The organism is [Mycobacterium] manitobense (assembly GCF_025821665.1).
GTDB lineage: Bacteria > Actinomycetota > Actinomycetes > Mycobacteriales > Mycobacteriaceae > Mycobacterium > Mycobacterium arseniciresistens.
On the sequence record NZ_JACKSJ010000100.1, the window covers coordinates 1 to 579 of the forward strand.

General features: G+C 62.5%; 1 pseudogene. It reads right to left on the reverse strand.

Going from position 1 to position 579, the window contains the following annotated elements:
• Nucleotides 1-579 (reverse strand): annotated as a pseudogene (locus H7I41_RS13265) (hypothetical protein); the annotation flags it as partial.

Sequence of the window (579 nt, forward strand, 5' to 3'; positions counted from 1 at the left end):
CTCTTCCTTCATTCGGCGTGTGATTTGACCGCGCTTCTGCCGGTTGGCTCCTTCCCCGGCAAGCTTGTCGCGGTGGATGGAGAAGGCCTCCCCCCACAGCGCGGCAGATGCGACGGCCAGTTCTGCATATGACAGATTGAGTGACTTTTCGATCTTCCGCTCTGGCGCGCCTGACTGCGCGAGAACCGTCCTTACAGTGTCTGGGGTCACCGCCTCGAAGAGTCGGCCTACCGACTGCTGAGCGGATAGGTTCCGGCGACCCGCCAACTGCTTCAGGACGTCGGCGAGAATGAACGATGGCACATCCTCGCTCCTGCGAAGGAATGGGATGGAGAAATCTCCCTGTGCCGTCGGAGGGCTCGCCGAGGTTCGCCGAGGACCAGGTTGTGCTGCTGCGCTGGCCGATTTCGGCGGCAGGATCTGCTCGCACAAGATCGAGACAGCTGCGCTCTCCGACAGGCACAAGCCGCCATTGACCCGGATCTCGCCCCCATCGGTGTGGATGAGCTCGGCGATTGTGGCCGATTGACAACCGACGTCGCGAAGCGCGCAGCACAGGGCGATCAGGGTGGGAAGAGA